Annotated in this window: 1 protein-coding gene; it reads left to right on the top strand. The window is 73.6% G+C overall.

What is annotated here, in order from left to right:
* Window positions 1-576: galactose-1-phosphate uridylyltransferase (gene galT / locus AC08OP_RS22370; protein WP_476615977.1), on the top strand; the 576-nt coding region annotated here is incomplete at both ends.

Raw genomic sequence — 576 nt, 5'->3', positions numbered from 1 at the left:
CTTCGGCCCTCGTCATGATCGCGGGCTCGTCGACATGACTCCGGCCGAGGTCCGGGCGGTCGTGGACACCTGGGCGGCGCAGGAGGAGGAACTCTCCCGCACCTGGCGCTGGGTGCAGGTCTTCGAGAACCGCGGCACCGCGATGGGCGCGTCGAACCCGCACCCCCACGGTCAGATCTGGGCCTGCGACGTGTTGCCCGACGAGCCGGCCGCCGAGGACGCGCGGCAGCGGGAGCACTTCGCCCGGTCTGGCAGCTCTCTGCTGATGGACTACGCCGAGATCGAGACGGCGGCGGGGGAGCGGGTGATCCTGGCGGAGGAGCACTGGCTCGTCGTCGTGCCGTTCTGGGCGCTGTGGCCGTTCGAGACCCTGCTCCTGCCCCGGCATCCGGTCGACCGCCTCGCCGCGCTCTCCGATGACCAGCGGGACGGGTTGTCCCGCCTGCTCGGCCGCCTCCTCACCGGCTACGACGCCCTGTTCGACCATCCCTTCCCGTTCTCGATGGGCTGGCACGGGGCGCCCGGGCCGCATCCCGCGCCCGGACCCCGGCCGGGGCCGGGCGCCCCGTGCCAGCC

It is taken from the genome of Frankia sp. CeRuru1, from assembly GCF_977966315.1.
This window is presented reverse-complemented; position numbering and strand designations above follow the sequence as displayed.